The sequence below is a fragment of the Pseudovibrio exalbescens genome, from assembly GCF_028737195.1.
Classification (GTDB): Bacteria; Pseudomonadota; Alphaproteobacteria; order Rhizobiales; family Stappiaceae; genus Pseudovibrio; species Pseudovibrio zosterae.
This window is the reverse complement of the sequence record NZ_JAQZAJ010000003.1, coordinates 1-26564: the sequence shown is the minus strand read 5'-3', so window position 1 is coordinate 26564 and position 26564 is coordinate 1. Positions and strand designations below refer to the sequence as shown.

Sequence of the window (26564 nt, the reverse complement as noted above, 5' to 3'; positions counted from 1 at the left end):
GGCCCACTGGCCGTTTTGTAGCAAAGTAGAAACCGTGGAGCACGCATGAACACCAACACCCCCGGCGTCTCGCAGGATCCCGAAGAAATCGTCAAGGCCTCCGAAGAGGCGATGGCGGCAATAATCAAGGCCCGCCAAGAAGTTGCGCGGGTTATCTTCGGGCAAGAGAGTGTGGTGGAACGCACCCTCGTAACCATCCTGTCAGGCGGTCATGGCCTGTTGGTGGGTGTCCCTGGCCTTGCCAAGACCAAACTGGTTGAAACACTTGGCACCGTGCTGGGTCTGGATGCCCGGCGCATTCAGTTTACGCCAGACCTCATGCCCTCCGATATTTTGGGGTCGGAAGTGATGGAGGAAGGGCCTGACGGCTCGCGCGCCTTCCGCTTCCTTCAAGGGCCGGTGTTCGCTCAGCTCCTCATGGCCGATGAAATCAACCGTGCCAGTCCCCGCACCCAGTCGGCGTTGCTTCAGTCCATGCAGGAATATCATGTGACCATCGCCGGTCACCGTCACGACCTGCCCCGCCCGTTCCATGTGCTCGCGACCCAGAACCCGCTGGAGCAGGAGGGAACTTATCCCCTCCCGGAAGCACAGCTCGACCGCTTCCTCATGCAGATAGATGTTCACTATCCTGACCTTGAAGCCGAGCGCCGGATCTTGCTTGAGACAACGGGATCTGAAGAAGCCGCAGTCTCTGCCGTGGTCAGCGCGGAAGAGCTCATGCGCATTCAGGGGTTGGTGCGGCAAATCCCGGTGGGCGAAGCGGTCATCGAAGCCATTTTGCGCCTCGTGCGCGCCGCGCGGCCAGATCAGATGGAGGCGGGTAACCCGCTGTCAGACCTCATCGCATGGGGCCCCGGCCCGCGCGCCAGTCAGGCACTTATGCTCACTGTAAGGGCGCGGGCGCTGCTGGATGGCCGTCTTGCCCCCAGCATTGAAGACGTGTTCGCACTGGCGGAACCCGTTTTGCAGCACCGTATGGCCCTCACCTTTGCCGCAAGAGCGGACGGCCAGACGGTTCCCGGCATTATCAGAAACATTGTCGAGCGACAGCTCTGATCCATATAAGCCACTGGCACACCGGAGGAATTGAATGGCGCCCACTGCTGGCACCTCGCTGGAAAACATGACAGTTTCCGTGAAGGCCCGTGCGCTTTCCGAGACACTGCCCGACCTTTTGGTGGATGCCAGCAAGCTCGCTCAAACGGTGACGGCCGGTTGGCATGGCCGGAAACGCTCGGGCCCCGGCGAAACATTCTGGCAGTTTCGGCCGTTCCACAATGGCGAGCCAGTCAAACGCATCGACTGGCGTCGTTCTGCACGCGACAGCAACCTTTACGTGCGCGAACGAGAGTGGGAAGCTGCCCACACATTGTGGCTCTGGTCCGACTTGTCCCCCTCCATGCAATTTCGCTCTAAACTGAGCCAAACCACCAAACAGGACCGGGCACTCCTGCTCCTGCTCGCACTCGCCAATCTTCTTGGCGATGCAGGAGAACGTGTGGGCGTACCAGACCTTGTTGCCCCGACAGCAAGCCGCCGCCTGTCCGAAACGATCGCAACCGCGCTTGTGCATCACGATGCGCCCGTGGCATTCCCCTCAGCACAGCATATTCGCCGGTTTTCGGATGTAATCCTCATCTCGGACTTCCTGGACACGCCGGAAGAAATTTCCGCATGGATTGGCAAGGTTGCCGCCGCTGGCGCAAAGGGACATCTCGTCCATATCCTTGATCCGATTGAAGAAACCTTCCCGTTCAACGGTAGGGTCGAGTTCGAGGACCCGGAAAGCGGCGTCAAGCTTCTGGCCGGACGGGCCGAGGAATGGAAGGAAAAATACCGCAGGCTTCTTGCTCAACACAAGGACAAGATCAGAACTGCAGCGCGCCGTGCCGGTTGGTCCTACATTGAACATCACACGGATCATTCTCCAAGCGAACCGCTTTTGTTCCTGCATGCGCGCCTTGGATCAGACAACCGTGCTTTTGGAGGCGCCCTATGAGCAGCCTCTTCCCCGCCCTCGCTTTCTCGGCCCCTTGGGTGCTTGCGGGTCTTGTACTTCTCCCCGTTTTGTGGTGGCTGTTGCGGCTCACTCCACCCCGGCCATTGCAGACGGTTTTCCCGCCGCTTCGCCTGCTGTTAGACATTGAAAAACAAGAGGAAACACCCAACAAGAGCCCATGGTGGCTCACGCTACTGCGCTTGCTTCTGGCCGCACTCCTTATCCTCGCGCTGGCCGGTCCCGTCTGGAACCCGCTCACACGAGCCGTCAGCGGCACCGATCCCTTATGGCTCATCATCGACAATGGCTGGGATGCAGCAAACACATGGAACCAGCAGCAACGCCTCGCCGACCTTCTCATTGACAATGCTGTCGAAAACGGCCAGCCGGTCTTGGTGATCGCCAGCGCCGACGGTCAGCGCCAGCAAGCAACTCTCACGGACGCGACCAGCGCCAGAGACCACATCCGTGCCTTGGAGCCGCGCAGCTGGCCAAGCAATCGCGAAGATGTCGCCAAGCTTTTCGAAACGTCAAGCACACAAGCCGAGGCAGGCGCTGTTGTATGGCTGCCCTCCCTGCTTGAAGCCGAGGGGGATGCGGCCTTCCTCTCCGCTCTCGCGCAACTGAACGCTGACGAAGTTGTGGTGTTTGAGCCCGAAGCCCAAGTTATCGCACTGAAAAATCTGCGCAATTCGGCCGGATCCATGGAGATTGACGTCACCCGGCTGAGCGCTAGTGAGCCATCCGCCCACACCCTCATGGCCATCGACTCAAGAGGGAGAGCCATAGCGCAGCAGCCGATCACGTTGGACGCAGGCACCGAAAGCGCGCAAGCCGTGTTTGATCTACCCTCGGATTTGCGCAACGATATCGCTCAGATCAATGTTGTTGGTCAGGCCTCCAGCGGCACCACATTTTTGGTAGATGAACGCTGGAAACGCCGTAAAGTTGGCATCCTCACCGACAACCTTGCGCAAGAAGCACAGCCCCTGCTTTCCCCGCGCTATTATCTGACGCGTGCGCTCGCCCCCTTTGCGGACCTACCAGGAACTCGCAGCCGCGACCTGCGCCAAGCCATTGACGACCTTATAGATAAAGGCGTTACCGTGATGGTGCTCGCCAATATTGGCACCCTGCCATCCGGCGCAGAAGAACGCTTGTCCCAGTGGGTTGAGAACGGTGGCACGCTGGTGCGTTTTGCGGGTCCGAACATGGCGGCCGAGGTGGACAGCCTGATCCCCGTGCGCCTTCGAGGAGGTGACCGGACGCTCGGCGGTTCACTTTCCTGGAAACAGCCGCAACCAATTGGCAGTTTTTCCGAACAGAGCCCCTTCAGGACGCTTGCCGTTCCGCGCGATGTGAGCGTAAGCCGCCAAGTCCTCGCTCAGCCTTCGGTGGAGTTGCCAGACAAGACCTGGGCCTCGCTTTCAGACGGCACTCCCCTCGTCACGGCAGATCGGCGCGGTCGCGGCCAGCTCGTGCTTTTTCACGTCACCGCCGATACAACTTGGTCCAACCTCCCGCTTTCCGGAGCCTTTGTAGAGATGCTGCAAGCCATCTCACGCAATGCCGCCGCACAAGCCACCGGCACACCTGAACTAACAGAAACCAGCGGGTCCAGCACCGTTCTCGCGCCGTTTCGCGTCCTGAACGGGAAAGGACAACTGACCACTCCACCGCCAGAAGCACTGCCGGTAGAAGAAACAGCGCTTGCCGCTCTGCGCCCAACCCGCAGCCATCAGCCGGGTCTTTATGGTGCTGATGGTGCGTTCACGGCACTCAATCTGCTCAAGCCTGAAGACACACTCACGCAAATTGACCTGAGCGGCGCACCATCGGGCAGTGTGCGCGCCTACCCAGACCAGCAACCACTCGACTTGCGCGGCACGCTGTTTGCCGCAGTTCTGGTGCTGGCACTGCTAGACACCCTCATCCGCATCTTCATGTCAGGCGCCCTTCAACAGCGCTTTGGCCATCGTGCGGCAACCGCACTGCTGATCGCCGCCAGCTTGGCCGCATTCCCGATGGACTACGCAAAGGCCCAGGAAACCGATGAAGACTTTTTCGCACTGGATGCCACGCTGGACACGCGTCTTGCCTATGTGCTGACCGGAAATGACGCCGTTGATGAAATCAGCCGGGCCGGACTGTTTGGCTTGACCCGGGTGCTTGCCGCTCGCACAGCGCTGGAGCCGGAAGCACCGGTAGGCGTCAATTTGGAGCAGGATGAACTGGCATTCTTCCCGTTCCTCTACTGGCCCATCGATGAAGACATGATCGCACCAAGCGACGAAGCCATTACTCGGCTTGATGCATACATGCGGAATGGCGGCACAGTACTCATCGATACCCGTGACCAGCTCTCCTCAGGGTCGGGTGGCTTTAGCGGCACACCCGCTCGCACCCGGCTGCGTGATATGCTGGCGAGCATCGACGTCCCGCCTCTCGAGCCGGTCCCTCAGGACCATGTATTGACCAAGACGTTCTACATCCTCTCCACTTTTCCGGGACGCTATGCTGGCAGCCCGCTATGGGTGGAGGCTCTACCACCGGCAAACGCATCAGGTTCTCGTCCCGTGCGCGTCAGTGATGGTGTATCCCCCATTCTGATCACGGCCAACGACATGGCTTCAGCCTGGGCCATAGACAGCGATGGCACCTACCTGTTTCCGACAGTGCCACCAGACCCATCTCAACGGGAGATGGCATTCCGCGTTGGCGTCAACATTCTGATGTACGTGATGACCGGCAACTACAAGTCCGATCAGGTTCACATTCCCGCTCTGCTTGAGCGGCTTGGACAATAGGAGAGCATAGAAGCATGATATGGTCTCTCTCCTTTGATCCACTTGTTCCGCTCTGGTTGCTCGGGGTCGGCGCCGTGCTTGCCTTAGTCTTGAGCGCTCTGCTGTTTTACCTGGGCTTGCGCGGCGCGTTTCTTCGTATGCTCGCGCTGGCTTTGCTTCTCGTGGGCATTGCCAACCCCTCCCTCTATCAGGAGGATCGCACACCGCTTTCCACTGTTGTCGCGCTGGTAACTGATCGCAGCCAGAGCCAGAAACTTGATGGCCGCGCCCAAGACACTGAAGAGGCACGTGCAGCGATTGCGGAAAAAATCGGGGCGCTGGAAGGCTTTGAGCTGCGTGAAGTGGGCGTTGAAACCGCAACGGGTCTGCGCAACGACGGGACTGTTCTCTTCGGCGCTCTTGCAGACAGCCTCTCCGATGTGCCGCCAGAGCGGATTGGCGGTGCCATCGTGATTACGGATGGTCAAATCCATGATGTCCCGGAGAGCGCCTCGCAGCTCGGCTTTGAAGCACCACTTCATGCGGTCATTACAGGCCACCCGGAAGAGATTGATCGGCGTCTGCGAATTGTCTCTGCGCCCAAGTTTGGCCTTGTTGGCTCCCGCCAACCCATCATGATGGAGGCCGTTCAATCCGGCAATGTGGCAGATGCGGAACAAACCGCCATGCTCACCATTCGGCACAACGGCTCGGGCGAGGAAAGCCGAATTGTGGAGGTCAACGAACCGTTCGAAGTGACAATCGAAATTGGCCACGGTGGCCAGAACCTTTATGAGTTCGAGATCTCGGCGGTCGACAATGAGCTGACGACAATCAACAACCGGTCGGTAGTCAGCGTCGACGGCATACGCGAAAACCTGCGCGTTCTTCTGGTTTCTGGCTCACCTCATGCCGGCGAGCGTACATGGCGGAACCTTCTGAAGTCCGATGCCGCCGTCGACCTCGTTCACTTCACCATTCTGCGTCCGCCTGAAAAGCAGGACGGAACGCCAATCAATCAGCTGTCCCTGATCGCCTTTCCAACACGTGAGCTGTTCTCCGTAAAGATTGACGAGTTCGACCTTATCATTTTCGACCGCTATGAACGGCGCGGCGTGCTGCCCCTGCTCTATTTCGACAACATCGCCCAGTTCGTCATGAACGGCGGGGCGGTGCTGGTGTCGGGCGGACCGGATTACGCAGACATCTCCTCCATCTACCAAACGCCTCTAAGCCGCATTCTGCCCGCCGCGCCCACCGGTCAGACGCTGGATATGCCCTACCACCCTCAAATTTCAGAGCTCGGCGAGCGCCATCCCGTCACCCGACAACTGCCCGGTGCCGATGAAAGCCCGCCCGCATGGAGCCGCTGGTTCCGACTGGTAGATTCAACGCTGACGAGCGGCCAGAACCTGATGACAGGCGCTGATGATCGTCCGCTGTTGGTACTGGATCGTGTGGGAGACGGCCGTGTGGCAACGTTGCTTTCGGATCATGTGTGGCTTTGGGCGCGCGGATACGAGGGAGGAGGCCCGCATGTCACATTGCTGCGCCGCCTCGCCCACTGGCTCATGCAGGAACCGGACCTGAGCGAAGAAGCCCTGCGTTTACAGGCTAACGGTCAGGAACTGCAGATCGAACGCCAGACCTTGTCAGAGCAGGTTGATCCGGTCGTTCTGACCAGCCCTTCTGGGGAGACGGAAGTGCATGAGTTGGAAGCCATTGGGCCCGGCCTGTGGCGCAAAACCGTCGCCGCAACAGAGCTTGGGCTCTACGAGGCGGATGATGGCGTACGCCGGGCGCTGATCAATGTGGGACCAGCGAACCCGAAAGAATTCCTTGAGGTGATATCGACTGGCAACGTCCTCGCCCCTCTTGTTGAGGCGACGAACGGCGGCACGCCGCGCCTTCGCTCAACGCCGGCCTCTTTTGCAGTGCCGGACGTGACAGCCCTTGGAGAATCCAACAGCTACCACGGTTCTGGCTGGATTGGCCTGAAGCGCACAGACGCAAGTGTGCTGAACGGCATTAGAAAGTACCCCTTGTTTGCCGGCTTCCTCGGCCTTGCCTTGTTGCTTCTCGTGCTGTCAGCCATGTGGTACCGCGAAGGGCGGTAACACTGGCCGCTATCTTAGTGATCATGACCGGGTTTCACATGGCCAAAAGGCAGTGGACCATCTTGAAGCATAAGAATAAGAAGCCTGTCAGGATCAAATGGTCCTGGCAGTTCAACTGTATGCTCAGGCACCTTCTGATAGCCCAAAGGCCCGTAATAGGGCGCATCCCCAATGAGCAAAATGGCGGGCACACCCTCAGCCTTGGCAGCCTCATGAGCTGTCGCCATCAAAGCCTTGCCAAGACCTCTGTTCTTGTAGGAAGGGCTGACCGTCAACGGCCCAAGCAGCATGGCTTGCGTTGTGCCAATCATGATCGGCGTCAACCGCACGGACCCTGCCAACACACCGTCGATCAAACCAACAAAGCTCAAGGATGCAGCCGCCGAGGCACCTTCTCTGATGCGAAACGCGGTACGTGCAAACCGCCCGGGGCCAAAGGCCTCTTCCTGCATCAAATCGATTTCGACGTCGTCCTGCGGCAGTTCCTGCCGAATAAACCAAGGGGGAGTGAGCATCATAAGACCATCATTGGAACCGTAAACTCGCGGCTCCACAGCGGTCACAGTCCCCTAGAGGCTATGGCAAACAGCTGTAAAACCACGACGACATGCGTCACGCACAGGGCGCTCGCTCAAGGTCATTCGTCGTCGGAGTACAAGCTTGGCCAATATTGGATCCTCTAGTGGCGTTACATTGCCAGATGTAAAATGAGCGGTTTCGTTAGCATGCTCTCTACTCAGCGTAAAGCCAGAAAATGGGCACGAGCACGAATAGGGTGATTTACCTAGTATTTTAGACAGTTCTACCAAAATGCAGAGGCATCTTGCGCATTTCGCACCTCCATCAAACGGCGGCGTGTAGCTGGCGTGGTGCCCTGTGGTAGCGATTCTGGAGAAAAGAAGCCAACCTCAGCGATTTCATGGCCCGGCATTTGCCAGTGCGGATCCCGGTTCCAGTCCCGTACAACAAAAAAAGCAACATGGTCGCGCTGGGTTGCGTTGCGATTAAAGTGCATGGAAAGAAACTGAGGTGGCGTGACCGGGACGATACCCGCCTCTTCTCGCAGTTCTCGGATAGCCGCCTGTTCGAGAGTTTCACCCGGATCAACGCCTCCGCCTGGCAGATACCAACCTTTAAGATACGTGTGTTTGACCAGCAGAATCTCACCGTCTTGATTAAACACAGCAATGCGCACCCCCAGGGTCATGGCCCGGCGGAACATGGCAAATGTGTGCACCAGTGTCCGAACAATCTTTGTTCTCAGGCTAATGTGACCGCTGTCCGCATCTACCACTCGGCATCCTCCCCTCTGACACCCTCGATTTGCGCATAGCTCCCCTGCGCAATCAACAATACTCTTTTGTCGCGACTCCGCTAAAACGACGCTAGGTAAAGCAACAATGTAGCGCTACCTAGCAAATTCGCACAATTACCCTAGTAGAAACCCCAATTATCGAGGCACATCATGTTTGCCGCATGGTTCCGTCACCGTCGCCCACATTCACGTTTCCGTTGGCAGCCAGCCCTGAATTCGTCCCAGCCACGGGTCATCTCTTGCCTTCGCATGGGCTACAACGGCTAACTGTTTTGTATGCGCGTTTTGTGGCCAATCCCATAAAATTCGGCTTGAATGCACATTACCACTTGAACTTGGGATCGCGTCAGTAAATATCCCAGATCATGTTCAAGCTTGTTCAAATTTCAGATCCGCACCTCGGCCCGCTGCCGGATGTAAAACCCATGCAGCTCGCGTCCAAACGCGTGCTCGGCTACATCAACTGGCAGCGCAATCGAGCACATTCCATGACCAACCACTATCTGGATGCGTTGGTTGAGGACATCCACGCAAGCGCTCCTGATCATATCGCGCTTTGCGGTGATCTGGTGAACATCGCCCTGCCCCATGAAATTGAGAGCGCGAAAGCCTGGTTGAGCACCCTTGGTAACCCTGAGGATGTGTCAGTAACACCAGGCAACCACGACGCCTATGTTCCCGGCGCACTCAAGGCAGCGACCACCGAATGGCGCCCCTACATGAGCAGCGACGCCGCCGCCGACAAACTGGCGAGCGATCCTGTTCAGTTTCCCTTTCAAAGAAGGCGCGGTCCAGTCGGCATAGTTGGCGTAAACACAGCGCGCGCGACGGGGCCGTTCATGGCAACCGGGCACATGGAGGTCAAGCAACTGCTGGCCTTAGGCGAAGCGCTCGATTCAATGGCCAAACAGGGGCTGTTCCGTGTGGTGGTCATGCACCACCCGCCCGTGCGAGAGGCCACCAAGTGGCACAAACGCCTCGTTGGCTCCAGCCGCTTTAGGAAAGTTATTGCAGAGCACGGGGCGGAGCTGATCCTTCACGGGCATACCCACTATGCAACGCGCATGACCATTCAGGGACCATGCGGTCCTGTGCCAGTAATTTGCGTACCATCGGCATCCAATGGGCTGGGGCACAAGAAGCCCCCGTCCCGCTACAATACCTTTGAGATCTCCGGCACATCAGGGGATTGGAGGTGCAAGATGCACGAGCGCGGCTTCAAGGACGGCGCCCGAGGCATCATCGACATCGCAACAAATGAACTCGAGATCCCTCAGGGCTTGGCTGCAATGGCTTGAAGCGGCGACCTGGTGGCGCACCTCTGCAGTTTTCGCAGGCATAAGGGCAAGCTGGTCTGAAGTTTTCCGGTGGGTGGGCGGCGTTCTCAAGAACACCCCGCATTATGGGATGGGAGGCCAGCCACTCCAGCACACCTTGGGGAAAGTCGGCTTGATTGCAGGAAGCAGGCCACACCCGCAAAGCCGCCATGCCCCCAAGCAGTGCATAGGCGCCATAGAAAAGATGCTGGGGTCGAGATGTTCCCTCAAGGAGAGGCAACAAAGAACCACGCATAAACGACTAAGGCGGCAGCACCGGCCATGAGCCCAAGCACGAACAGAAACATGCCGCGCCAGAAAGAAGCGTTCGCCTCTGGTTTTTGCGTGGCCTTGTGCTGAGCCAGAAGTTCAAGGGCCTTCTGCTTGTCCGCGTCTTTGCCACGCAGGCGGTTCATCAACCAGTCCCCTTCGAGGAACAGGTCCTTCTCGATGATGCGCTCAGCAATGTACTCGGTGATGCAATCCGCCATGTCGTCGATGTTGGCGGTCTCCAACAGCACCACACGGCCCATGCGCGTGTCCTTGACAAATCGGTAGGTGTGTTTGTCCCGCGCCATGATGACATGACTGGTCATATCAATCCAAAGCCGTGGCTGAGAGCCCCCCACGATGTGGAAGGAAAACTGGTCGTCGTCCTCCGGAACTTCCCGGAACACTTCCTGCAGCTCTTCACTGAGCATTTCCAGGCGAGCGCGCTCACTCTCCTGCAGGTCTACCACAACGTCCGCTCTTTCAATCTCGGCCAACCGCACTTTACGGATAGCTTCTCGCAAAGACCGAACACGCGCGTGCGGCACAACATTATCACGCACTTCTGACATTGAGCCCCCAGAGCCACATACAAACTACCCGAACCAGACCGTCATACTTATGCAATAAAAATCGGGCCGCAGAGTGGGTAGTCCGGTCATCCACTGACAATGATGCGCCAGTGGTTAACTAAAGTTAACCCCCGAATTAATACATTTTTAACAATAAGCACACAACAGAAGGTTTTTACGCAGCGAGAACTTGGTGGATCTTCTGTACAAACATTGTGAAAGCTATCAATGCGCCCTGCAACCCAAGGGATTTCCCTCCCATTAGGGAAGGGTTTACAGCTCTTATTCAGCTAAGTGCTTTGCCTATTTGAGATAAGGGACATGGCCCGCGCAGTCTGCAGGAAGAACGCCAGAAACCCGAGGGTCATCTGCCACCTCAATTGCACGCTTAAATGGCACAAAACCACTGCGCTGATAAAAACTGATTGCCTGTGGACTATCTCCGGTGCAGGTATGCAGCCATAAGCGACGGGTCTTTTCTCGGCTAAAAACCATATCGATGGCTTGGTTCATGAGCCAGCGCCCAGCTCCCCCGCCCACCACGTCAGGAATGAGGCCAAAGTAGGCAAGCTCAACGTTATGCGGGTCATCGAAGTTCAGCTCTAGAATGCCGACAGGCCTGCCATCTTTCATGGGCAAGTAGAGCTCCCGATTGGGCTCACTCAGGATATCGCTGAGTTCCTGATCAGAGCATGTTAGACGTCCAAACCAGAGCCACTTCTCGCCAACAGCCCGGAAAAGATCCCGAAATGCGTCCGGCTGCATGTTTTGCGCCTGCTCTAGGGTTAGATCCGGTCGTTCAATCTGCTTGAGCTCCGGGCGCGCGTTCATTTCCAGATAGGTGACAACAAAGGCGACTTTATCTTTGGGCAGAACGGTATAGCCGTCCAAATGCAATGTCTGAGTGCTCATGAAATCTCCGAGGCTGGCAATCCCCTAAGAACTAAGCAGAACGACCTGCATTGACAAGACTGCACCTTAGATGGAGCTAATTGTCTTCAGGCGTGCTCGCGGATGGACCTCGTTCTGGCTCATGACAAATGTGTGCGAGCGGAACCGTTCCACGATTGAGCGCACATATGGCCGCGTATGGGCCGAACACAGGAGAACTGGCACCTCACCAGCAAGCCCTGCCTCTTCAAAGGCATCGCGCACCAGCCCGACAAACTCCTGAAGCTTGGACGGCGGCATGGCCAGTTGCCGGTCATCGCCATCGCCGACGATGGATTCCATGAACGCGCTTTCCCACTTGGGACTGAGGCTGATCAGAGGCAGGTAGCCACCCGGTGCTTGATTGGCAGCGCAGATCTGACGTGCCAAGCGGGTACGCACGTGTTCGGCAATCATGGACGGATTGCGCGTGGAACCAACGGCTTCAGCAACGCCTTCCAGAATGGTGCCAAGGTCACGGATAGACACACGCTCTTCCAACAACGCCTGCAACACACGTTGAATGCCGGAGATGGAGATCAGGCTCGGCACGATGTCTTCCACCAGCTTGGCCTGATCATCCGGCAGCTGCTTCAACAGATGCTGAACGTGAGCATAGGTGAGAAGCTCAGAGATGTTGGCCTTGATCGTCTCGGTCAAATGCGTGGACAATACCGTTGCCGGATCAACCACGGTATAACCCAGCAAACTCGCCTCTTCCCGATACTGGCCATCCACCCAAGTGGCTGGCAACCCAAAGGTCGGCTCGGTTGTTTGCGTACCGGGCAGCCTCACCTCGCCGCCAGTCGGGTCCATGACCATGAAATGGTTCGGATAGAGCACGCCCGCGCCCGCATCCACTTCCTTTACCTTGATCACATACTCATTGGGCTGCAGCTGGATGTTATCCAGAATACGCACCGCTGGCATGATGACACCCATGTCGGATGCAATTTGGCGGCGCAGAGCCTTGATCTGCTCGGTGACCTGATCTGTCTCTTCCTTGTTGCGCCCATTGATGATCGGCAGCAAGGCATAGCCCAACTCAATCTTCAGCTCGTCCAGCTTCAAACTGTCGGTGATCGGCGGCTCCTTCGGCGCTGCATCTTCCTCTTCAACCGCCGCCTGCGCGACCTCTTCCTGAACCTTCTGCTCTTCGATCTGCTTGGAGGCCTTGCGCGCCAGATAGCCAGAAAGACCAGCCAGCGCGAGGAACGGGATCATGGGCATGCCAGGCAGCAAGGACAACACAATCATGACGAAGGACGACATGCCCAGAGCTTTTGGATAGCCAGAGAACTGCTTTACCAACTCTCGGTCTGCGGAGCCTTGAAGGCCCGCCTTGGACACCAGAATACCCGCGGCCGTTGACACGATGAGCGCTGGGATCTGAGAGACAAGACCGTCACCAATCGTGAGAAGCGTGTAGTTCTCGGCAGCCTGAGAAAAGCTCAGGCCCATCTGCAGCACACCAATGACAATGCCGCCAATGATGTTGATGAAGGTGATCAGAAGGCCTGCAATCGCATCACCGCGCACGAACTTGGACGCACCATCCATGGCACCAAAGAACGTAGATTCAGACTCCAGTTCGCGGCGGCGCTTGCGGGCTTCATCCTCATCGATCAGGCCGGCTGACAGGTCCGCATCAATCGCCATCTGTTTGCCGGGCATGGCGTCAAGGGTAAAGCGGGCCGCGACCTCTGCAATACGGCCAGAACCCTTTGTGATAACGATGAAGTTGACGATTACGAGGATCGTAAAGACGATAATGCCGATGACATAATTACCGCCCATCACGAAGTTGCCGAACGCTGAAATCACGCTACCTGCAGCGCCCTCCCCCTCATGGCCATTGGCCAGGATCAGGCGGGTGGAAGCCATGTTTAGCGCCAGGCGCAACATGGTTGCGATAAGCAGAACCGTCGGGAAGGAGGAGAACTCCAACGGCTTTTGAATGAAAAGCCCCGTCATCAAGATCATGACAGAGAAGATGATGGAAATGGCAAGGAACATGTCCAGCATGACCGCTGGCATGGGGAGGATGAGCATCACAAGGATGACCATCACACCTATTGCCAAGCCCAGATCACCATGTCGGACGGCCTGATAAAGATCCCGGAGCGCACCGCCAAATGGAGACGACGCAAAGCCGCCCGCGCCTTGTTGCGCAGGTAGCCCAGAGCCCGAAGCAGGCTGCTGTGTTACGTCGTTGTCCGCCATGTGTGCCCGAGTGCCCCTTTAACCCGCGTCTTTATGTGCCCGCACGCAGCTCACCCGGTGCCGGAACCGAAACCCCCTCATCGGCATACTGGTTGAGCTTGTTGCGTAGTGTGCGAATTGAAATGCCAAGGATCTTGGCTGCATGGGTTCGGTTGCCCAGACAGTGATCCAGCGTATCAAGAATGAGATCACGCTCTACATCAGCCACCGTGCGCCCCACCATCGCATGGGAGACCGCCTCTGCAGCCTGAGCCGCCGCGCGTGACGCAGTATCCTCTACAGGCCCGGCCTGAATGGGAGAGCCGTCTGGCATGCGGATCGCATCAGCGGTGATTTCCTCGCCACCAGAAAGAAGAACCGCACGATGCATGGTGTTTTCCAGCTCGCGAACATTGCCCTTCCACTCATTTCCCAGAAGCACCTTCCGCGCATCCTCGCCAAGTGCTGAGGCAGGCATGCCATTGGCCTTGGCGTAGATTTTCAGGAAGTGTTCGGCAAGCTCCAGAATATCCGAGGGACGACTGCGCAGAGGCGGCAGTTTCAGGTTCACCACATTGAGGCGATAAAGCAAATCTTCACGGAACGTGCCCGCTTTGACCGCCTCGGACAGATCCCGGTTGGACGTCGCGATAATGCGGATATCGACTGGGACTGGCTTACTGCCGCCAACACGGTCAATCACGCGCTCCTGAATGGCACGCAGCAACTTGGCCTGAAGGCGGATGTCCATCTCAGAAATCTCGTCAAGCATGAGGGTGCCCCCATGGGCCTCCTCAAACTTGCCGATCCGCCGCGCCATGGCGCCAGTAAAGGCCCCCTTTTCATGACCGAAAAGTTCACTTTCCAGAAGATGCTCAGGAATAGCGGCGCAGTTGATGGAGATGAACGGCTTGGATGAACGCGCAGACTTCCGGTGCACAAAACGAGAAATGACTTCCTTGCCCGTACCGGATTCACCCGTCACAAGGATCGAGGCCTCGGAAGGCGCAATCTGCTCTGCCAGCTTAACAACACTTGCCATGGCAGGGTCACGGAAAATGAGATCCCGGCGATCCTCTGTTACGGCAGACAAGACTGCGGCAATCAGCTCCGGATCAGGCGGAAGTGGAATGTATTCCTTGGCCCCTGCACGGATTGCTGAAACGGCGGCCTTGGCATCCGTCTCCAAGCCACAGGCAACCACAGGCACGTGAATACGTTCGCGTTCGATGTTCTCCAGAAGATCGGTGATGTTTTCGTTCACATCCACCATCAAAAGGTCGGCACCACGGCCAGAGCGAAGAACGTTCATCGCCTCGGAAATGTTTGCGGCATGGGTGACAGAGGCGCCGCGATCCATGGCGATCTTTGTCGCCGTGGTGAGCTGCCCACCCAATGTACCTACAATCAAAAGCCGCATTTATTCTTCCCCATGCATGCCGTCGCGCTTACTTATCGGCTTTGATGATTTCCGTCATGGTCACGCCCAGTTTTTCTTCCACGAGAACAACCTCCCCGCGGGCAACCAGACGATCATTCACATAGATATCGATGGCTTCGCCCACCTTGCGATCCAATTCCATCACAACACCGGCATCCAGCTGCAGCAGATCGGAAATGTGCATCTTGGTGTGCCCGAGCACAGCAGAGATCTGCACCGGCACATCGAAAACGGCTTCCAGATCTTCAGCGGACTTGTTTCCGTTTGTTGTCTCGCCATTTTGGCCACCAATACCTGCGGCACCATCGAGCTCGCTGAAGACAACACCCTGCTTTTCTTGATCTTTTTCACTCATGAGGCGCTTTTCTCCATCTGTTCGGCGTGGCCGTTACCCTTCGGCGCTGCGTTCTCACGATCCGCTGCCTTAAAGTAAGCCTGCAAAACGCCCTCAATGTGTTCGTTGGTCTTGCGACGATCGCGGATAATACCACCTTCTGGCCATTCGATGCGGCAATCTCCACGCATCAATCCCGGTTTTCCAGAGACATGAATGCGCCCGGTGTATCCATTGACGCCTGCAATCTCACCCAACATCTTTTCAAGGGCAGGTGCGTCCTGCTCAGGCACTTCGATACTGATGGTCGGCACGCGGCGCAAAGGTTTCAAACACTCATTCATGAGAGCGACGACTTCACCCAAAGGCTCTCGTGCAACAAGGTGAGCGCAAAGGCGACGCGCAATGAGAAAGCAAAGGGCCACCGCTCCTTTTTCCTGCTCCTTGCTCACCTGCTCTACCCGCTCGATAAGGTCCTTCAGGGCAACTGCAATGTCCTGAGCAATCGCTGTCCGGCGCCCCTCCTCCTGAGCTTCCATCCCCGTGATGGCCTCGGCGCGCCCACGCTCAAATGCCTGTTCTTCAGCCTGCCGCAACAGCGCCGCATGCTCACTCATGGTAATGGTTGGCTCAGCCGGTTCAGCGAGGGCCTGCTGGGCTTCAGCCTCTTTCTCAGAGGTATCAAAAAGGAACCGTTTGCGAACGGCCCCTTCCGGCATCACTGTCACCATGAAAACCCTCCATCAGGGAGGTAGAGCAGCTTAGTAGACAAGCTCATCATCTCCCTTTTTCTTGGAGATCATGATTTCTCCGCTCGCGGCAAGATCCTTACAAACTGCAACAAGGTGGGACTGGGCGTCATCAACATCACGCAAACGAACCGCGCCCATGTTCTCCATGTCTTCCATCAGCATCTTGGAAGCGCGCGCTGACATGTTGGAGGTAAAGAACTCCATGGCAGCTTCGCTGGCGCCCTTGAGCGCCAGTGCCAAGCGATCCTTCTCCACGTGACGCAAGAGGGTCTGACAGCTCGCGTTGTCGAGCTTGAGCAGATCCTCGAAGGTAAACATGAGATTGCGGATGCGCTCTGCAGAGTCACGGTTATTGTCTTCAAGAGACGCCATGAACCGGGCTTCGGTCTGACGATCGAAGTTATTGAAGATATCCGCCATCATCTCGTGACTGTCGCGACGGCTGGTCTGCGACAGGTTGGACATGAACTCAACGCGCAGCGTCTGCTCCACCTTCTCCAGGATATCTTTCTGAATAGACTCCATTCGCAGCATTCGGTTGATCACTTCCATGGCCAACTCATCCTGCAACAACGCCAGTACGCGGGCTGCGTGGTCCGATTGGATCTTGGAAAGCACCACCGCAATGGTCTGGGGGTATTCGTTCTTCAGGTAGTTGGCGAGAACGTTCTCCTGCACGTTGGAGAGCTTCTCCCACATATTCCGCCCAGCTGGCCCGCGAATTTCTTCCATAATGATAGAAACACGGTCCTGCGACAGAAAGGAAGACAGCAGGCGTTCAGTCACATCCACGTTGCCGTTCAGCGAGCCGCGAGTAGACAGCTTGCGAACAAAATCGACGAACAGATCTTCCAGCATGCCCGGCGTTACAGGCCCCAACTGCGCCATGGCTTGAGAAACCTGACGCACTTCAATTTCATCAAGGCCTTCCCAGATCGTACGCCCATGCTCCTGACCAAGTGCAAGCAGCAGCACAGCCGCACGTTCAGCCCCGCTCAGTTCACGATGGTTCGCACCATCAGAGACTTCGAGAGACTTGCCGCCAGTGGAAGTGAGGGAGTTCTCTGCCACGTTATGCTGCCTCGTTCAGCCAACCGCGGACAATGTTGACCGCTTCGGATGGAAGTTCCTCGATCATGTCGCTGATCTCTTTGATCGAGTTTGCATGCAGAGCTGCTTCGCTTTTCGCGTCCTCAATCCACTCGGCAGGTGGAAGTGGAGCCTTGCCGCCACTGCCGCTATCATCAACGAGCTGCGCCAGATATTCTTGCTGCCCATCTGGACCCGTCGTCACCAATGCACCGCCAGTGCTTTCAGATCCACCAAACTCCGCCCCTTTTTCTGTAGGCGCGAGAATCTTCTTCATCAACGGATTCACCGCGAAGATCAGGAGCAATACAGAGATCACCAGAAGCACGCCGAGTTCAATGAGGCGCATGATGTCGTAGCGTGTGAACTCAAACAGGCCGCCAGAGACTGCTTCAACGTCGCGAAGCGCGTTCTCGGTAAACTGCAAGTTCACAATCTCAACGGTGTCCCCACGCTCCTCGTTGTAGCCAACCGCGCTGCGCACCAATGTGGCAATCTGCTCCAGCTGCTCTTCGGAGCGCGGCGTGTAGACCACCTCACCGCTCTCATTTTCCTGATAGGTGCCATCAACGAGCACAGCTACTGAGAGACGTTCTAGCTCCCCAGCCTCTACCACCTCAGTAACGGTGCTCTTTGAGATCTCGTAGTTGATGACTTCCTCAGATGACCCGGCCTGATCGAAGTCACCTTCACCACCAGCGCCCGGATTGGCGTTAGGAAGCTGATTGCCAACGGTTACCGCGTCTTCGCCGGACCGCGAAGAAGAAGTCTCTTCCCTTGTCTGGGTGGAACGCACCACCTGACCAGAAGGGTCGAACAGCTCTTTGGTTTCAGTTCGCCTATTGAAGTTCAGATCAGCCGACACCTGAACACGGGCACGTCCGAAGCCGACAACGTTGTTCAAAATCTCTTCGATCTGAAGGCGGAGGCGATTTTCGATGGCCATCGCCTGATCATCAAGCGCAGTTACGCCGAAGTTGGCTTCGTCCCGCCCGGTCCCGCTGGCCAAAAGCGCTCCGCGCTCATCAACGATGGAAACGTAGGAAGGCTCCAAACCTTCAACAGCGGAGGCCACCAAATGCTGAATGGCGCGGATTTGCCCTGCATCCAGGGTGCCACGAACAGCAAGGACGATGGAGGCTGTCGGCGGAATGCGATCCCTCTGAAACAACTGGCGCTCAGGGATAACCAAATGCACACGCGCTGCATTGATGCTGCCCAAAGAACGAATGGTGCGAGAAAGCTCACCTTCCAGAGCGCGCAGGTGATTGATGTTCTGGACGAAGCTGGTGGCGCCGAGCGTATCGGTCTTGTCGAAAATCTCGTAGCCGACACCGCCGCCAGTTGGCAGACCCGCTTCCGCCATAACCATACGCATGCGGTAGACATCTGCCTCAGGCACGAAGACAGCAGTCTCATTGTCGCGAACTTCATAGTCAATGCTCTGGCTCTCAAGCTGAGCCACAACACCGGCAACATCATCGGAGCTGAGATCCGTATAGAGAGGCACCATCTGCGGTGCAGTGGCCTGAAATATGATAAATGAAAACAGGCCAATGAGGATCGTCGCCATGACCCCCATAGCACCAAGTCTCGCCGGACCGAGTGTTCTCAAAAAATCCAGGATACCGTTCACGTATTTTGCCCCACGCCCAGGATCGCTGCCCCTAATAGTTAACAACCGCTACTAAAATCGAATGCCCCTGCGGCTATCTACTGGGCAAAAATTGCCGCCAATGTGGTTAACAAATCCTTAACGCCACTTTGTGACTTTGCCCTACATCGCCCTGATTTGGCCAGAATCTGCCGTTTCGCCTAACAGCTTATCCAAATGTTTGTGAAAATTTTACCTAGATAAATCCTCTAGGCGTCAGGAAAAACGTTAGTTTTTTGGTAATCTCGGTTAACGCGTATTTTGCCAGCACCGCAACCAAATCAGCGCGAACGGCCAATTGCCGCCCCATTTCCGCCATCTGCATATGGCGAAGCTGAGACAAGCGATCCCGTAACATTGTTCGTTGAGAAGTGTATGAAGCGGCGGGCAGGCCGCTCTCGGTTTGCCGGTCGGGCGTGCGTTATAGTGCCAAATCCATGACCTGTGCACAGGGGCAACAGGCTTCAGCCTAAACCGAGAAATAAAAGGGAAAAGAAACCCCCGCCGAATGGCGAGGGTGATCTCTTGTTGTTACGTCCACCTGATGAAGCCTCCCAGACGGACAAGCAGTCTCATTATTTTAGTTGCGATAGTCTTGAATGCGGGTGGCCCTGAGGCCAGCCAGACCATGCCTTTCAATTGAGCTCTGCCAGGAAAGGAACTCTTCCACCGTCAAAGTGTATCGCTGACAAGCCTCGTCTAACGATAAGAGGCCGCCGCGAACTGCAGCAACAACCTCTGCCTTACGACGGATCACCCAGCGCTTTGTCGTCGCTGGAGGAAGGTCGGCGATCGTCAAAGGACTCCCATCGGGGCCGATGACGTATTTTACTCGTGAACGTACTTGTTCGGTCATTCTACTCTCACACAAACCATGACCAAGTTGGAATGAGAGTAGACGAAGGGCTTTAAAAATTACCTAAACAGCCGGTGAGATTTCGGTAAGATTCATTACTGAAATTCATAGTGGATATTAACCACGATTATACTTGCTTTACTTTGGTAATGTCACTCACAGGGACTTCAAGATCGCCCAAGCGCAGCACTACCTCTCCCTGAGTGAAGTCAACCTCAGTGACAACCCCCGTAATGTTAGTAGAAACTTCAAACGGCTGGTTGAGTTCGTTCTGCATTGTCATGGAAATGCTGTAGACCCCGTCGGCTGCCTTGCTGCCAGACTCCGTGGTTCCCTCCCATTTATAGGTGCCATCGCCCTCTTTAATGTCGACTTCCTCGCGGTACACAACAGCGCCCTCGGAGTTCTTGATCTCGATCTGCGCTTTGCCGTCTTGAGGTGCGACGTATGTCCACTTCGCTTCATCATCAACCAGAATCGCCTTGTCCCCCAAGGCGGTAACTTCGTTGCCGATGTAGCCAACAAACTGACTTGCATTTTGCGTTTTCATTTGAACCAGAAGCTGGTCCAAATTTTCATTCTGCTGAATTTGTTGCTCAACCTGCGTATATTGAACCAGCTGTTCCGTGTACTGCGCGGAATCGAGGGGATCCAACGGGTCCTGATTCTGCAACTGAGTCGTCAGCATGGACATGAACAGATCATAGTTTGCGCTGATTGACTGGCTCGCTGCATTGTTTTGCGCGCTTGAAGAGCCCGCGGAAGCCAGATCTGAAATGGTGCTCATTGGGTATGCCCTTCACTTTGCCTGCGGCTTAAACGGAGATGTCTAGCGCACCAGATGCGGTGCTGCTGTATGCTTTGGATGCGGCAGCCAGCGTTTCGTCAACGCCGCCACCTTCTGGGATCTGTCCGGGCTGCGAAGACTGCCCGTGAGATCCATTTTGATCACTTTGACCGTTGCCCTGCTCGCCCCTGAGGGAAAATTGCAACGCCCCTTCACTGCTGGTATCAAACCCTGCTTCTGCCAGCGCGCGCTCAAGTGTGCGTTGATCACGCATAAAGAGGTCCAGCGTTTCCGGCCGATCCACAGTCAGATGCGCCCGAACAGAACCGTCCTTCTTGAACTCGAGAGACACATCAATCTTGCCCAGCTCTGGTGGATCCATTCGGATCTCAAAACGTTTGTTGCCGCTTTGCGCCTGCATGACGATGGAAGGGATCGCGCTTTGGGCAACATGACGCGCCCCATCACGTATCATCGCCGAGGAAATGGCAGCACTACTGGCAGAGCTGGTCGTACCTCCGGAGAGTGTCACACCAAGCGCCTCGTCCAAGACCTCGCCATCATCTCCCACGAGACCTTCATCGCCCATGGCCAATGCTTGATTGAAGAGCAAGGGCTCACCGCCTGCCAAAGCGCTGCCCGCTGTGGCCTGACCGGCGTTGGATCCGACGTTCGCGGACGGCAGCCCAGCGGAAGTGTTCGCTCCCATGCCTGGCATGACGTTGGTGCTCGACCCTGCGCTGCGCGCGGCAGTGCCCCCAGATACAACCCCATCCGAGAGCATGGCATCATCAGCACTCGCAGTTGGATCAACCGCCTCAGCCTGCCCACTTGAGAACAGGTTGATCGGCAACAAGCGCGGCTTGCTGCTGTTCTGCTGAGGAACCACTGGCACAGCGATTTGCGCAACCGCTTGAGCAGCGTTGTTCTGGGACTTTTGGGCCCCAGCTTCATTTGTTACCTGAGTTTTGGCGGCCTGAGCGCTATCGCCAAGCTGCATCTGCGCCTGCTCCGCCTCCTGCGCCAACAAAATGTCGGTCACGCTCCGCTGGGCGGCAACCTGCTGCGGCGCGGATGAACCACTCTGAGAATTGGGCGCAGCTCCAGACTGAGCGGCACCGGTACCTCGTTCCGCTGAAACGCCACCCGCCACTTCACTTGTGGTTTTCGCGATGCTTGATGGCAGCCTCTCAACATCTACGGCGTCAATTTCGACCGTACCGGCAACGGCAAGCTGCGAAAGCGACCGTTGAGAGGACGCCTGCCTTGCCTGATCCAAGTCCAGCGAAACCTTGGCAGTACCGGGGGCAGCACCCGAGGCTACACTCGCCTCAATGGTTCCCGAAGTCGGAACAGAACGCGCGCCCTGAACTTCAACGGCTCCCTTGGCTTGCCCCGTGTTCACAGGCGCTTCAGTAGCTGGCATTGCCGCTGAACGCGGGCTACCCTCAGGCTTCGCAACAGCGCTGTTGGCAGTGTTAGCAGGGTTTGCAGTGGAGACCTGCACCTGCTGAGCCACCTCCGCGCCCTTGCGGACTGAAACCTGAGCCGCTTCTGAAACAGGCCGTGACGCAGATGCCTTTTCAAACGCCCCAAGGGACGAAGCGTTTCCGCTTTGAGAGTGAGGCAACGCCTCTACTCTTATAGCATTCGAAGAACTTTGAGCTGTATGCTGGGCGGCTGCTAGTACCCTCGCGCCGTCTTTGTGCGCCCCCGCCGAGCCATCAACTTGCTGCTGAGGTACCGTCATCACCTTCGGCGCGCTGAGATCAGCAGCCCCTCGCAGAAGGGACATCTCTGCCATTGCCTTGGGTGATTGCTTGCCTTCAAGGGCAGCGCGCAACTGAGGATCGTCGAAGAACCGCGGCGTCTTGAGTTCCCTTTCGGCCACCTCCGAAACCTGAGAAGAAGCTGACTGAACCTGCGGCGCATTCTTTAATGAAGCCGCCGGCTCAACATTTTCACTAGCCTTTCCTGCCCCTTTGAACACAGGCGCGGGGTCAAGCTCTACAGCACCTTTCGATGTGTTGGCTGCGCTCGGCAAGATCGGCGGCGAGAGCAACTCACCATCGACGGAACTCGACGGAGGAATACCGGAAAGGAGATCAGCCGCTGCGGACTGAGTAGCTGCCTGTTGGGCGCTCAAAGTCTGGGCAAGATCGTCCGCCCCAATATCACCTCCGGGCGACTGAGGAGGCCCAACCAACGACGTCTCGACACCAACAGCAGCTTCAACACCCGAAGTACGATTGGAAAGCCCACGAAGCAGGGCCGCTTGAGAAATCTCCCCGGATACCGGCAAGAGCGCATTTGGGTTGATTGTGGTTGATTGAGTGCCATCGCCTCCAACGGAAGCTGCAGGGACCTGATCGACTGAAGCCAATTGCAGGAATGGGGATGCGGCTGCCACTTCGTCAAAACCGGGAGCAACCGTCTGCACTTCTTCTTGTTGAGACAGTGATTGAAGGAACTCGCCGCCGCCTTCACCCGCCTGCCTGACAGGCAAAGCTTGAGCCTCTTTCCCAGCATGCGGTAGCTCAACACCATCCGGACTTGCTTGAGCCTGCAAAAGGGCAGCAAAGACCCCTTGCACACCAGCAGGTTGCCCAGCCGCGCCAGAAGCCGTGCCTGAAAGCACGCTCTTTGCTGATGTTAGACTGATCGCTGACGGATCAAGCTGGATAGCACCGGCCATTCATTCCTCTGAGCCTGAAGACACAATTCCGCACCCCTTCAAGCAAGCAACGGGCCAGACCAAGAAAGTTGTAAAAATTCAATAAATTCAGCAATTTAATAAACTGTAACAAACCTCACATCTGTGGCTTGAGGCAGAATATGCCGAGCGCGCACGGCAACTAGGCAAGCTTTTCCATCGGACCAAACAACTGTGATTGGCATCCATTGGAAACTTGAGTATAGTCCCCTACAAATTCGGTAGCCGTTTGCTGAAGCAATCGGGCTTGAGAAAAAATCCAACAATTGCCATATGCGCACCAACGAGATCGAGCCGCCGCAAGCGCTTGATCCGCTGGAAAACAATAGAAGGTCAGTCGCGAAATGCTTAACAGTCTCGGCCTGCCCGGGCGTCCGGAAGACACTCGGGTGGTTGTTGCCATGTCTGGAGGCGTGGACTCGTCAGTCGTAGCAGGCTTGATGAAGCGCGAAGGTTATGACGTGATCGGCGTCACCCTGCAGCTCTATGACCACGGCGAGGCAGTTCAGAAAAAAGGCGCCTGTTGCGCGGGGCAAGACATCCATGACGCACGCCGCGTGGCAGAGAGCCTGAACATCCCTCACTACGTGTTGGATTATGAATCTCGCTTCAGAGAACAGGTGATTGAGCGCTTCGCCGACAGCTACATCAACGGTGAAACGCCTATTCCCTGTGTCACGTGCAATCAGACAGTAAAGTTCAAGGACCTGCTGGAAACAGCTAAGGATCTTGGCGCTGACGTGCTGGTCACCGGCCACTATGTGCGCACCCAGCTGGAAGGCAACCGCAACGCCATGTTCCGCCCGGTCGATCTGGACCGTGACCAGAGCTACTTCCTGTTCGCAACCACACAGGAACAGCTGGACTTCATCCGCTTCCCTCTAGGTGGAATGACAAAGCCTGAGGTACGGAAGTTGGCAGAAGAGTTCGGTCTGGCCGTTGCCGACAAGCACGACAGCCAGGACATTTGCTTCGTTCCACAAGGCCGGTACACGGATGTTATCGCACGCCTTCGGCCGCACGCAGCGGATCCAGGCGAGATTGTGCATGTAGATGGCCGCGTCCTCGGCCAACATGAAGGCATCATTCATTTTACCATCGGTCAGCGCCGTGGCATCGGCGTTTCCACTGGCGAGCCGCTTTATGTGGTTCATCTGGACGCTGAGAACCGCCGCGTCATCGTTGGCCCCAAAGAGGCGCTTGCAACGCACAAGCTTTTGCTGCGCAACGTGAACTGGATTGGCCCCGGCCACCTTGAAGACATTCCGGCGGAAGGCCTGAATGTTTTTGCGAAGGTCCGCTCCACGCGCCCGCCAACCGAGGCCGTCGTGCGCAAGGAAGGCGACGAGATCACCGTAGAACTGATCGCAGGAGAGCTCGGCGTCGCCCCGGGTCAGGCATGTGTTTTCTTTGATGAAGACACCCAGAACGCACGCGTCCTCGGCGGTGGCTGGATCCAAAGAGCCGAGAAAGATCAGAAGTCTGAAGACGCGCTACAGGCACTCATTGGAAAATCCTGGGAAGCCGCGAGCCTACCAGGAAACTGAGTAGAAGAGCTAGAAAATGCAAGGCCCCCGAAACGTCAGTACGCTTCGGCGGCCTTTTTATGTATGCGCGCGCCCCGTTTTCAGGCAGGCTTTTTGAAGGCGGCAAGTTCCGCCATCATCAGCTCATGTATCTTCTGAACTGCCTTTAGCGGCCGCAACATCACCTTAAACTCCGCTATCTTGCCCTCATCGTTGAAGCGGATCATGTCTACGCCGTTGATATGGATGCCATCGAGCTCTGTCTCGAACTCCAAAACGGCATCAAGGCCCTGTTCGATGATGCGCGTGTACTTGAATGTACCTTCTTTGAGGAACACTTGCGAAGCACCATACAGATACATGAATGTCAGCTGCTTGCCTTCTTGCGGAGTATGAACCACTGGAGAATGGAAGACGCAGTCATCAGCAATCAACTGGTTCAACATCTGCGCTTTTTGGTCGCCCTTTAAGCCGGTGAGCCATGCCTCAAGCCCCTCCGAGTATTTTTCCATCTTCTCCTCCTCGCGCCGCGTTGCGCCCTCTCAACATTTCATGAGACAGCCTAGCCCTGTCCCGGTCATAGAGAAACCTGACCAATAGGCCCGATATTCCGGGATAGGTCCAACAAACTCGCCCGCCTTTTAAGACGTGAGCCTACACCACGGCGGAGCCGCTGGAATTTCACAGGAGTGAATACAAATGGCCGTCCAAAAAGGTCACAAACAAGACTTCTCGACCCGGCAAAAACCGCGCAAACCTGCTGTTTTTAAAAGTTTTTTCACAAGCCGGGCAATTTCCACAAATCTTGGCGAAGAAAGCTTGACGAGTTCACTCAAGAGCCTTATACACCCCTCACACAGCGCGACGGCGACACGCCGAAACACAGCGCACCGGATGGCGGGGTAGCTCAGTTGGTTAGAGCAGCGGAATCATAATCCGCGTGTCGGGGGTTCAAGTCCCTCCCTCGCTACCATCTCTCTTCGAAATGAGATTGAGATCTGACAAGGCGCCGGGAGGCGTCTTTTTTGTTTACCAAATCCAACTCTCTTCTTTGCCAGCAAATCCAATTAACTCACCAGCTCCATGATGTTGATGCAAGAGATCATGAAATTCCTTTAGGCAAGAAGCTCGCCAATACTAGGAGTTGTGCGACTCGCGAAGATATTTTATTAAAATTTGAATTAATTTGTTTTCATTATGTGGCAACGTGAGAGATGGATTATGCCTCAGAATAAATTTAACCCGAACGATCTTACTAACACCGAGAACCAGACCATTTTCGAAAAGTGGTTTACCACACAAAGTGCATGGTGGGATGCGCTTTACACTGCGTTTGAAGAGGGGAGCGTTTCAAGCAAGCGCGTTAATGGCCTCTTTGGCGATACACGGCTTGGAGAAGAAGAAGGCGACATCGTCACGCTAAACATCCGTGGCACAGCCAAGCTGTTCGAAAAAGGCGTTTTGAAGTTCGAAGATAACGCTGACGTTGGTGGCCAGCCGGTCTCAGCGGAAGATAACATCGACTTCCTTCGCAAAGGCAATGACGACGTCCAGTATAGCTCACCGGTCATAGCGACCGGAGGGCGTGGCAACGATAAAATGCGCGGCAGCCAAAACGACGACATTATTGCAGGTAACTCGGGCAATGATGACATCCGCACCGAAGGCGGCAATGACTTTGTAAAGGGCGGGTCTGGCTCAGACTTTATCGATGGTGGGGCAGGCAACGATCTGCTTTACGGAGATTACAGCGACAGCAGCAAGCATGAAGCCAAAGGCAAAGCCAATTGGAATGACACAATTCATGGCGGCGCTGGCGATGACATTCTGTTCGGCAATCAGGGCGACGACGCGCTCTTTGGTGGCGAGGACAATGACACGCTGATCGGCGGATCTGGCGCC

General features: G+C 56.3%; 21 protein-coding genes and 1 tRNA gene. 8 read left to right on the top strand and 14 right to left on the bottom strand.

The features are described 5' to 3' along the window. Nucleotides 1–45 precede the first annotated feature (45 nt). Genes PUV47_RS09550 through PUV47_RS09535 form a run of 4 tightly spaced genes read left to right on the top strand, consistent with a single transcriptional unit; the run spans nt 46 to nt 6905 of the window. On the top strand, nt 46–1059 hold the full coding sequence (locus tag PUV47_RS09550; RefSeq protein ID WP_274218329.1) for an AAA family ATPase: 1014 nt from the start codon (nt 46–48) through the stop codon (nt 1057–1059). A 34-nt stretch (nt 1060–1093) separates the two neighbouring features. After that, nucleotides 1094–2002, top strand: coding sequence for a DUF58 domain-containing protein (locus PUV47_RS09545; protein WP_274218328.1), 909 nt, complete (start codon nt 1094–1096; stop codon nt 2000–2002). Next, a complete protein-coding gene (locus PUV47_RS09540; RefSeq protein ID WP_274218327.1) occupies nt 1999–4809 on the top strand; it encodes a DUF4159 domain-containing protein in 2811 nt (936 codons plus the stop codon). Before PUV47_RS09545 ends, PUV47_RS09540 begins: the two co-directional genes overlap by 4 nt. 14 nt (nt 4810–4823) lie before the next feature. Beyond that, entirely contained in the window at nt 4824–6905 is a 2082-nt protein-coding gene (locus PUV47_RS09535; RefSeq protein WP_274218326.1) for a hypothetical protein, read from the top strand. A gap of 14 nt (nt 6906–6919) precedes the next feature. Here the strand turns inward: PUV47_RS09535 and PUV47_RS09530 are convergent, their stop codons facing one another. Beyond that, complete coding sequence (locus tag PUV47_RS09530) at nt 6920–7423, bottom strand: N-acetyltransferase (RefSeq protein ID WP_319623125.1); 504 nt, start codon at nt 7421–7423, stop codon at nt 6920–6922. Nucleotides 7424–7707: 284 nt separating this feature from the next. Then, entirely contained in the window at nt 7708–8199 is a 492-nt protein-coding gene (locus tag PUV47_RS09525) for an NUDIX domain-containing protein (RefSeq protein WP_274218325.1), read from the bottom strand. Nucleotides 8200–8585: 386 nt separating this feature from the next. Between PUV47_RS09525 and PUV47_RS09520 the strand changes: the two genes are divergently transcribed. After that, nucleotides 8586–9518: a metallophosphoesterase family protein gene (locus PUV47_RS09520; RefSeq protein WP_274218324.1), complete on the top strand. Its 933-nt coding sequence runs from the start codon at nt 8586–8588 to the stop codon at nt 9516–9518. 245 nt (nt 9519–9763) lie between these two features. Here PUV47_RS09520 and PUV47_RS09515 read toward each other — a convergent pair whose 3' ends face one another. The 11 genes from PUV47_RS09515 to PUV47_RS09465 form a co-directional block, all read right to left on the bottom strand. Continuing rightward, nucleotides 9764–10378, bottom strand: a complete 615-nt coding sequence (locus tag PUV47_RS09515; RefSeq protein WP_274218323.1) for a hypothetical protein — start codon at nt 10376–10378, stop codon at nt 9764–9766. A 303-nt stretch (nt 10379–10681) separates the two neighbouring features. Then, on the bottom strand, nt 10682–11290 hold the full coding sequence (locus PUV47_RS09510; protein ID WP_274218322.1) for a GNAT family N-acetyltransferase: 609 nt from the start codon (nt 11288–11290) through the stop codon (nt 10682–10684). Between the two features lie 66 nt (nt 11291–11356). Next, entirely contained in the window at nt 11357–13531 is a 2175-nt protein-coding gene (flhA, locus tag PUV47_RS09505; protein ID WP_274218321.1) for a flagellar biosynthesis protein FlhA, read from the bottom strand. A gap of 31 nt (nt 13532–13562) precedes the next feature. Beyond that, nucleotides 13563–14930 (bottom strand): sigma-54-dependent transcriptional regulator, encoded by a 1368-nt coding sequence (locus tag PUV47_RS09500; protein WP_274218320.1) that lies wholly within the window; start codon nt 14928–14930, stop codon nt 13563–13565. A 28-nt stretch (nt 14931–14958) separates the two neighbouring features. Next, complete coding sequence (fliN, locus tag PUV47_RS09495) at nt 14959–15306, bottom strand: flagellar motor switch protein FliN (protein WP_274218319.1); 348 nt, start codon at nt 15304–15306, stop codon at nt 14959–14961. Next, nucleotides 15303–16016 (bottom strand): FliH/SctL family protein, encoded by a 714-nt coding sequence (locus tag PUV47_RS09490; protein WP_274218318.1) that lies wholly within the window; start codon nt 16014–16016, stop codon nt 15303–15305. The genes fliN and PUV47_RS09490 overlap by 4 nt, the downstream gene beginning before the upstream one ends. A 30-nt stretch (nt 16017–16046) precedes the next feature. After that, nucleotides 16047–17036, bottom strand: a complete 990-nt coding sequence (gene fliG, locus PUV47_RS09485) for a flagellar motor switch protein FliG (protein WP_274218878.1) — start codon at nt 17034–17036, stop codon at nt 16047–16049. Nucleotides 17037–17109: 73 nt separating this feature from the next. After that, nucleotides 17110–18762, bottom strand: coding sequence for a flagellar basal-body MS-ring/collar protein FliF (gene fliF, locus PUV47_RS09480; protein ID WP_274218317.1), 1653 nt, complete (start codon nt 18760–18762; stop codon nt 17110–17112). Nucleotides 18763–19360: 598 nt separating this feature from the next. After that, nucleotides 19361–19636 (bottom strand): DUF1153 domain-containing protein, encoded by a 276-nt coding sequence (locus PUV47_RS09475; RefSeq protein ID WP_274218316.1) that lies wholly within the window; start codon nt 19634–19636, stop codon nt 19361–19363. Nucleotides 19637–19763: 127 nt separating this feature from the next. Then, on the bottom strand, nt 19764–20423 hold the full coding sequence (locus PUV47_RS09470) for a flagellar hook assembly protein FlgD (RefSeq protein WP_274218315.1): 660 nt from the start codon (nt 20421–20423) through the stop codon (nt 19764–19766). Nucleotides 20424–20451: 28 nt separating this feature from the next. Further along, nucleotides 20452–23118 carry a flagellar hook-length control protein FliK gene (locus PUV47_RS09465; RefSeq protein ID WP_274218314.1) on the bottom strand — a complete coding sequence of 889 codons (2667 nt, stop codon included), beginning with the start codon at nt 23116–23118 and terminating at the stop codon, nt 20452–20454. A 362-nt stretch (nt 23119–23480) separates the two neighbouring features. Here PUV47_RS09465 and mnmA point away from each other — a divergent pair, with 362 nt between their 5' ends. Further along, complete coding sequence (gene mnmA, locus PUV47_RS09460) at nt 23481–24683, top strand: tRNA 2-thiouridine(34) synthase MnmA (RefSeq protein WP_274218313.1); 1203 nt, start codon at nt 23481–23483, stop codon at nt 24681–24683. An 80-nt stretch (nt 24684–24763) separates the two neighbouring features. Here the strand turns inward: mnmA and PUV47_RS09455 are convergent, their stop codons facing one another. Continuing rightward, nucleotides 24764–25174 (bottom strand): nuclear transport factor 2 family protein, encoded by a 411-nt coding sequence (locus PUV47_RS09455; protein WP_274218312.1) that lies wholly within the window; start codon nt 25172–25174, stop codon nt 24764–24766. Between the two features lie 384 nt (nt 25175–25558). Here PUV47_RS09455 and PUV47_RS09450 point away from each other — a divergent pair. Further along, nucleotides 25559–25635: transfer RNA gene (locus PUV47_RS09450), tRNA-Met, on the top strand. Between the two features lie 248 nt (nt 25636–25883). Next, the coding region (locus tag PUV47_RS09445) for a calcium-binding protein (protein ID WP_425313748.1) at nt 25884–26564 on the top strand (681 nt) is incomplete at its 3' end.

Coding starts and splice junctions, on each gene's coding strand:
- PUV47_RS09550 (WP_274218329.1), top strand. CDS start 46: ATGAACACCAACACCCCCGGCGTCTCGCAGGATCCCGAAGAAATCGTC.
- PUV47_RS09545 (WP_274218328.1), top strand. CDS start 1,094: ATGGCGCCCACTGCTGGCACCTCGCTGGAAAACATGACAGTTTCCGTG.
- PUV47_RS09540 (WP_274218327.1), top strand. CDS start 1,999: ATGAGCAGCCTCTTCCCCGCCCTCGCTTTCTCGGCCCCTTGGGTGCTT.
- PUV47_RS09535 (WP_274218326.1), top strand. CDS start 4,824: ATGATATGGTCTCTCTCCTTTGATCCACTTGTTCCGCTCTGGTTGCTC.
- PUV47_RS09530 (WP_319623125.1), bottom strand. CDS start 7,423: ATGATGCTCACTCCCCCTTGGTTTATTCGGCAGGAACTGCCGCAGGAC.
- PUV47_RS09520 (WP_274218324.1), top strand. CDS start 8,586: ATGTTCAAGCTTGTTCAAATTTCAGATCCGCACCTCGGCCCGCTGCCG.
- PUV47_RS09515 (WP_274218323.1), bottom strand. CDS start 10,378: ATGTCAGAAGTGCGTGATAATGTTGTGCCGCACGCGCGTGTTCGGTCT.
- PUV47_RS09510 (WP_274218322.1), bottom strand. CDS start 11,290: ATGAGCACTCAGACATTGCATTTGGACGGCTATACCGTTCTGCCCAAA.
- flhA (WP_274218321.1), bottom strand. CDS start 13,531: ATGGCGGACAACGACGTAACACAGCAGCCTGCTTCGGGCTCTGGGCTA.
- PUV47_RS09500 (WP_274218320.1), bottom strand. CDS start 14,930: ATGCGGCTTTTGATTGTAGGTACATTGGGTGGGCAGCTCACCACGGCG.
- fliN (WP_274218319.1), bottom strand. CDS start 15,306: ATGAGTGAAAAAGATCAAGAAAAGCAGGGTGTTGTCTTCAGCGAGCTC.
- PUV47_RS09490 (WP_274218318.1), bottom strand. CDS start 16,016: ATGGTGACAGTGATGCCGGAAGGGGCCGTTCGCAAACGGTTCCTTTTT.
- PUV47_RS09475 (WP_274218316.1), bottom strand. CDS start 19,636: ATGACCGAACAAGTACGTTCACGAGTAAAATACGTCATCGGCCCCGAT.
- PUV47_RS09470 (WP_274218315.1), bottom strand. CDS start 20,423: ATGAGCACCATTTCAGATCTGGCTTCCGCGGGCTCTTCAAGCGCGCAA.
- PUV47_RS09465 (WP_274218314.1), bottom strand. CDS start 23,118: ATGGCCGGTGCTATCCAGCTTGATCCGTCAGCGATCAGTCTAACATCA.
- mnmA (WP_274218313.1), top strand. CDS start 23,481: ATGCTTAACAGTCTCGGCCTGCCCGGGCGTCCGGAAGACACTCGGGTG.
- PUV47_RS09455 (WP_274218312.1), bottom strand. CDS start 25,174: ATGGAAAAATACTCGGAGGGGCTTGAGGCATGGCTCACCGGCTTAAAG.